Origin of the sequence: Thiohalophilus sp. (genome assembly GCF_031581315.1) — a bacterium.
Lineage (GTDB): Bacteria > Pseudomonadota > Gammaproteobacteria > UBA6429 > Thiohalophilaceae > Thiohalophilus.
The window spans coordinates 8010-14909 of record NZ_JAVLAZ010000062.1 but is presented as its reverse complement, the minus strand read 5'-3'; the positions used below and the strand labels follow the sequence as shown (position 1 = coordinate 14909).

Annotated in this window: 6 protein-coding genes; all 6 read right to left on the bottom strand. The window is 58.6% G+C overall.

The annotated features are described in order from the left end of the window. Nucleotides 1–788, bottom strand: a 788-nt coding sequence (locus tag RI563_RS09610) for an amino acid--tRNA ligase-related protein (RefSeq protein ID WP_310694158.1), incomplete at its 3' end; no start/stop codon positions are given. A gap of 197 nt (nucleotides 789–985) precedes the next feature. Then, a protein-coding gene (gene prfB, locus RI563_RS09605) for a peptide chain release factor 2 (RefSeq protein ID WP_310694157.1) occupies nucleotides 986–2084 on the bottom strand; the annotation gives its coding sequence in 2 pieces (ribosomal slippage) (nucleotides 986–2008 and nucleotides 2010–2084; 1098 coding nt in all). A gap of 71 nt (nucleotides 2085–2155) precedes the next feature. After that, a complete protein-coding gene (recJ, locus tag RI563_RS09600; protein WP_310694156.1) occupies nucleotides 2156–3895 on the bottom strand; it encodes a single-stranded-DNA-specific exonuclease RecJ in 1740 nt (579 codons plus the stop codon). After that, nucleotides 3885–4925, bottom strand: coding sequence for a hypothetical protein (locus RI563_RS09595; RefSeq protein WP_310694155.1), 1041 nt, complete (start codon nucleotides 4923–4925; stop codon nucleotides 3885–3887). Before RI563_RS09595 ends, recJ begins: the two co-directional genes overlap by 11 nt. Nucleotides 4926–5044: 119 nt before the next feature. Beyond that, nucleotides 5045–6184 (bottom strand): threonine synthase, encoded by a 1140-nt coding sequence (gene thrC / locus RI563_RS09590; protein WP_310694154.1) that lies wholly within the window; start codon nucleotides 6182–6184, stop codon nucleotides 5045–5047. Nucleotides 6185–6336: 152 nt separating this feature from the next. Beyond that, nucleotides 6337–6900, bottom strand: a 564-nt coding sequence (locus tag RI563_RS09585) for an ACT domain-containing protein (RefSeq protein ID WP_310694153.1), incomplete at its 5' end; no start/stop codon positions are given.

Genomic DNA, 6900 nt, shown 5'->3' with positions numbered 1-6900 from the left:
CGGAAGTTGCGGTTGATCTCGAATACCCGCTCGAACCCGCCGACCACCAGGCGCTTGAGATACAGCTCCGGCGCGATGCGCAGATACAGTTCCATATCCAGCGCATTGTGATAGGTGGAAAACGGTTTGGCAGTGGCGCCGCCGGGGATGACCTGCATCATCGGGGTTTCCACTTCCAGAAAGCCGCGATGGGTCAGAAACTCGCGAATGTGGGTGATGATCTTCGAGCGGATCTGGAAGGTGGTCCGCGACTCCTCGTTCATGATCAGATCGAGATAACGCTGGCGATAGCGGGTCTCCTGATCGGAGAGGCCCTTGAACTTCTCCGGCAGCGGGCGCAGGGACTTGGTAAGCAGGCGAATGCTGTCCGCCTTGATGGACAGCTCACCGGTCTTGGTTTTCATCAGCGTGCCTTCGGCGCCGATGATGTCGCCCAGATCCCACTTCTTGAACTGTTCGTTATAAATGCCTTCAGGCAGATCGTCACGACGCACGTAGAGCTGAATGCGGCCTGACATATCCTGCACGGTACAGAAGCTCGCCTTGCCCATGATCCGGCGCAACATCATGCGCCCGGCCACCCTGACCCGTACCGGGTTGGCCTCCAGCTCCTCGGCGCTCTTCTCGCCGTATTCGGCGTGCAGCTCCCCGGCCACCACGTTGCGGCGAAAGTCGTTGGGAAACGCCACGCCGGACTCGCGTAACTCGCCCAGCTTGCGCCGGCGCTCGGCGATCAGCTTGTTCTCGTCGACGACCTGTTCCGGTTGCTGCTCGTTGTTATCTGCCATGGTTAAATGTACCTGATGTGAATTTCTAAAACCTTAATGCATGGGCGTAGAGAAAAAGATATTTTCAGTCCGCTAATAAACGCGAATGGACGCAAAATAAACTTGATTATTATTGTACTCAGATATCATTCGCGTCCATTGGCGTGCATTTGCGGATAAACAATCAACTTCAGAGCTTTCCTCTACGTTAAAAAGATTTATAAGCCGCTCTTGAGACTGGCTTCGACGAACTGGTTCAGATCGCCGTCGAGTACGGCCTGGGTGTTGCTGGATTCGACGCCGGTGCGCAGGTCCTTGATGCGGGACTGGTCCAGAACGTAGGAGCGGATCTGGCTGCCCCAGCCGATGTCGGACTTGGTTTCTTCCTGGGCCTGTTTTTCGGCGGTCTGTTTTTGCAGCTCCATTTCGTACAGCTTCGCCCTGAGCTGGTTCATGGCGTGATCCTTGTTCTGGTGCTGGGAGCGTCCGCTCTGGCACTGGACGACGATGCCGGTCGGCTCGTGGGTGATACGCACCGCCGAGTCGGTCCGGTTGACGTGCTGACCGCCGGCACCACTGGCACGATAGGTATCGATACGCAGATCGGACGGATTAATATCGATCTCGATCGACTCGTCCACTTCCGGGTAAACGAATACCGAGGCAAACGAGGTGTGGCGACGATTGCCCGAATCGAACGGCGATTTGCGCACCAGCCGGTGCACGCCGGTTTCGGTACGCAGCCAGCCGTAGGCGTATTCGCCGCTGAACTTGACCGTGGCGCTTTTGATGCCGGCCACTTCGCCTTCGGAGACCTCGATCAATTCAGTGGTAAAGCCGGCGTTTTCACCCCAGCGCAGGTACATGCGCAGCAGAATGTTGGCCCAGTCCTGCGCCTCGGTGCCGCCGGAGCCGGCCTGGATATCCACGAAGGCATTCTTGGCGTCCATCGGCCCGGAGAACATGCGCTGGAACTCCAGTTTTTCGAGATGTTTCTCCTGCTCGTCCAGATCGGCGACAACCGAGTTCACCGTGGCTTCATCCTGTTCCTCGATGGCCATCTCCAGCAGTTCGCCGGCCTCATCGAGATGCTGGGTCAGGTCGGTGATGGTCTCGACAATTTTTTCCAGATGGGCCCGCTCGCGGCCCAGTTCCTGGGCATACTCGGGATTGTTCCAGATAGCCGGGTCTTCCAGCTCCCGGGTGACTTCAGTCAGCCGTTCCTGTTTGGTATCGAAGTCAAAGATACCCCCTCAGGGCTTCGAGTCGCCCTTGCATGTCCTTGATACGGGTCTGGATTGCGTTGACTTCCAACATATTGATAAACCACCGGAAAATGTGAAGCGCGTATGATACACCAATTCCCTGATCCAAGCGATGGGCGGGATCTAAACGAGCGGGCGCAGATAGCGCACCAGCAGTTGCAGGTTACGCTGACCGCGGTATTCATTGACGTCCAGCTGATAGGCGAGTTCGACCCGACTCACATCGGCCGGCCAGTCGTGATCCACGTGGTTGAAGGCGATGGCGTCGAACACCCGATCCGGAGCCTCGGGATGGCGCAGCACCATTTTCAGATGATGCTCGCCGACAATGCGTCGCTGCACCAGTTCGAACTCGCCATCGAACAACGGCTCCTCGAAGCCCTGTCCCCAGGGGCCGGCCTGGCGGAGCGCCTCGGCCAGCTCCAGGGTCATCTCTTCGGCCGTCAGTGGCCCGTCGCTGAAATGCTCGCCGCATAACTCGGCTTCATCCAGATGGCGACGCACCTCGGCATCAAAGGCCGCGGCGAACGTCTCGAAATGTTCCCGCGGCAGGCTCAACCCGGCGGCCATGGCGTGGCCGCCGAACTTGCTGATCAGTTCGGGATGACGGGTGGCGACCGCATCCAGCGCATCGCGAATATGCAGGCCCCGCACCGAGCGCGCCGAGCCCTTGATCTCGCCGTTGGCCGTGGCGGCGAAGGCGATCACCGGCCGATGGACCTGCTCCTTGACCCGCGAGGCCAGGATCCCGACCACCCCTTCATGCCAGCTCTCATCGAACAGACAGAGCCCGTGCGGCAGGTTCGCCTCATCCAGCTGCATGTTATCCAGCAGCTGCAGGGCATCCTGCTTCATCGTTGCCTCGACGCCGCGACGCTCGCGATTCAGATTATCCAGTTGTTGCGCCAGCTCACGCGCCTTCTGGTCATTGTCGGCCAGCAGGCATTCGATCCCGTGTGACATGTCATCCATGCGCCCGGCCGCGTTCAGTCGCGGAGCAACAAAAAAACCGATATCACTGGCGCTCAGCCGTTCGGCCGTGCGTCCGGCCACCTCGATCAGGGCGCGAATCCCGGGCCGCGCCTGACCGGCACGCATGCGCGACAGCCCCTGGGCTACCAGGATCCGGTTGTTGCGATCCAGCGGTACCAGATCGGCCACCGTGCCCAGCGCGACCAGATCCAGGTATTGCGCCAGATTCGGTTGTTCGATGCCCTGTTGCTCGAACCAGTTCATCTCGCGCAAGCGCGCCCGCAAGGCCATTAGCAGATAGAACATCACCCCGACCCCGGGCAGTGCCTTGCTGGGGAAGCTGTCCTGCGGCTGGTTGGGATTGAGGATCGCCTCGGCCGCCGGCAATTGCTCGCCGGCCAGATGATGATCGGTGATCAACACCCTGATGCCCTGCGCGTTGGCCGCGTCCACACCGCTGAGACTGGCAATGCCGTTATCCACGGTGATAATCAGATCCGGTTGATACTCGCGCGCTACCTCGACGATCTCGGGAGTGAGGCCGTAACCAAACTTGAAGCGGTTGGGCACCAGGTAGTCGATTTGTTTGAGCCCCATCGCCTGCAACGCGGCGACGGCCAGCGCGGTACTGGTCGCCCCGTCGGCATCGAAGTCGCCGACGATCAATACGCGTTGCTGTTGTTGCAATGCCTCGATTAACAGATCGACGGCACGATCGATGTCCCTGAGCTGCTGATAGGGCAGCAGCTTTTGCAGCTCGTATTGCAGCTCATCGGCATCGCGCACCGCCCGCGCGGCAAACACCCGCGCCAGAACCGGATGCAGATCATCGGCCAGCTGCGGCATCTCATCCGGCAAGGGACGACGCCGGATATGCTGCTCAAATCCCATCGCTCACCCACTTTACCAACGGCCGACGACGGCGCCACCAGCGTCGTAACGTATGCCGGGTTAATTCATAGCGTTGGCCGTCAGCCGGCAGCAGCGTCAGACGCTGATAACGGTTTTGCTGCAAAGCCGCAAGCAACGGTTGCAGCCACAGGGTTTGAAACTGCTGCACCGCAGCGACCCAGGCGAAGGGATCCTGCTCGCGCAACGGTTGAAGGCAATCCTCGATGTGCAGCAGAACTTCCCCATGGCAATCCTGCAATAGCGTCTCGATCGATTCGGGCAAATCCTCGCTGGGAACATGATGAAAGCGGGCCAACGCATCCAGCAACCAGTCGTCGGTATAGATATGGTGCCAGTGCACGGAAGATTGTTCAGGCTGATAGCCCCCGCCCCACAACCACAGGCTGTTGACGGTCAGACGACCTTCGGCCTCGCGCTGCTGATTGATCGGGTGATCGTAGAGCAGCATCTGAACTTCGTTCATCAACCGGCGCCAGTCGCCGGCCGACTCGCCGCGCGGCAGATGCGAGTTGATATCCTGCAAAAGGAGTGACGGCAAGGGCGAGGTCTCTATCCCTGGCGCGGAAGGCAAGCTCAGATACCAGTGATGAGGCTGGCCCATGATCAACTGCAAGCCGTCCTGATGAAGATGTTGATTGATACTCTCGACCAGCTGTTGCGCCTCATCGCTATCCAGGTGCAACGCCTGATGACCTCGCATCACTGCACTGGTCATATCCGCCTGCAAATGAACCGGATCGGCACGCAGGCAGAAGTTCTCCAGTTGCAGCTGCTGCACCGACTGGCAAATGGCCGCGGCGGGATAATCACCGCTTGCGTCGGGCTCGATACCGAACAGCTGAAACAGGCCGGCGTAGGCATCACTGATCGGATCATCGCTGATATCGGCACGGGACAGCGCCTTCTCCAGCGCGCTGAAGTCCGGCAGTTCGGCCGGGGAAAGTTGCGACAACACGGGCTGCGGGCCCAGCAGGCCGGGTACAAAAGCGGTGATATGACAGTCCGTCATGGGGTTATGCATACTCCACAAACGTTGATCAAAAAGCAGAGTGTGCTCTACATACTCAGTACTGAGTACTTAGTACTATTTTATCTGCCGACTGCCAACTGCCCTCTGCCGACTTTGTCTTATTCCATATTCGCCAGAATCGCCTTTTTAACTTCTTCCAGCGTGGCGTCGACAGCCTGCACCGGCGTACTCTGTTTGATTGCAATATCCGGATCTTTCAGGCCATGACCCGTCAGGGTACAGACGATGGTACTGCCTTCCGGGATCGTGCCGCTGGTGATATCACGCATGGCACCGGCCAGGGAAGTGGCCGAAGCCGGTTCACAGAACACGCCTTCCTTTTCCGCCAGCAGTTTCTGTGCAGCCAGGATTTCATCATCGCTGCATTCATCGAACCAGCCACCGGATTCTTCCTTGACCTTCCAGGCCATGTCCCAGCTCTGCGGGTGACCAATGCGAATCGCGGTGGCCAGGGTATCGGGATCATCGACCATCTTGCCACGCATAAACGGGGCACTGCCGGAAGCCTGATAACCAACCATCTTCGGACGGTTGCCGACAACGGCACCACCGGCATACTTGCACTGGCCATGACAGAAGGAACATGCGCCGGTGACATGATCACCCGAAGCCGAGGAATACTCGCAATAGCCGATCCAGTGCGCGGTTATATTGCCGGCATTGCCCACCGGAATACAATGGAAGTCCGGTGCACGACCCAGCTCTTCAACGATCTCGAACGCCGCGGTTTTCTGGCCCTGCAGGCGATAGGGGTTAATCGAGTTAACGATAGTAACAGGGGCTTCTGTCGCCACTTCCTTGACCAGTTGCATCCCCTTATCGAAATTACCCTTGATCTGGATAACCGTGGCACCGTGCATCATCGCCTGGGCCAGCTTGCCCAGCGCAATCTTGCCATCGGGGATCAGCACAAACGCGGTAATCCCGGCACGCGCGGCATAGGCCGCGGCAGCCGCCGATGTATTGCCGGTGGAAGCGCAGATAATTGCCTTGCTGCCCTCTTCCACCGCCTTGGTCACTGCCATGGTCATACCGCGATCCTTGAACGAACCGGTCGGATTCAGCCCTTCGTACTTGACGTAGATATCCACGTCCTTGCCCAGCACCCTGGGGATGTTGTTCAGGCGAATCAACGGCGTATTGCCCTCGCCCAGGCTGATGATACGGGTGTCATCATGCACCGGCAGGCGGTCGCGGTACTTGTCAATCAAACCGGTATAACGGGTACGAAATGGCATTGTGTCTATTCCTCAGTACAGGGCAGTTCAACATCACCCATTTTTAAACAATCAATTTCAATCGCGGAGTTCGCAGAGTCGCGGAGGCGCGGAGTAATAAATTTTTTCTCCGCGACTCTGCGCCTCCGCGACCTCCGCGTTAAATTCGTATTCTATGCTTTTAATGATTCGACACGGATCCGGGTCACGTTGCCGTGAATTGATTTCATGGCTTCGATCTTTTCAATGGCCTCATTCATTTTACTCTCGCGCACCACATGGGTCAGCATGATGACGTTGGCCTTGTCGGAGCCTTCCATCGGTTCTTTCTGGATGATCGCCTCGATGCTGATGTCGCGCTCGCCCAGGATGCGGGTTACTTCAGCCAGCACGCCGGGTTTGTCCTCGGCCTGCATGCGAAGATAGTAGGCGGTTTCCACTTCGTCGATCTTCAGTATCGGCAGGTCGGTGATGGCACCGGGCTGGAAGGCCAGATGAGGCACGCGGTTTTCGGGATCCGTGGTCAGTACGCGCACCACATCCACCAGATCGGCGACCACAGCCGAGGCCGTCGGCTCGTCACCGGCACCGGCACCATAATATAACGTCGGGCCAACGGCATCGCCCATCACCAGCACGGCGTTCATCACACCATCCACATTGGCAATCAGGCGACGCTCGGGGATCAGGGTCGGATGCACGCGCAGCTCCACGCCCTTGTCGGTGCGGCGGGTCAG

Excerpts from the sequence above, each read along its gene's own strand:
- thrC (WP_310694154.1), bottom strand. The coding sequence starts at position 6,184 with ATGCCATTTCGTACCCGTTATACCGGTTTGATTGACAAGTACCGCGAC.
- RI563_RS09595 (WP_310694155.1), bottom strand. The coding sequence starts at position 4,925 with ATGACGGACTGTCATATCACCGCTTTTGTACCCGGCCTGCTGGGCCCG.
- recJ (WP_310694156.1), bottom strand. The coding sequence starts at position 3,895 with ATGGGATTTGAGCAGCATATCCGGCGTCGTCCCTTGCCGGATGAGATG.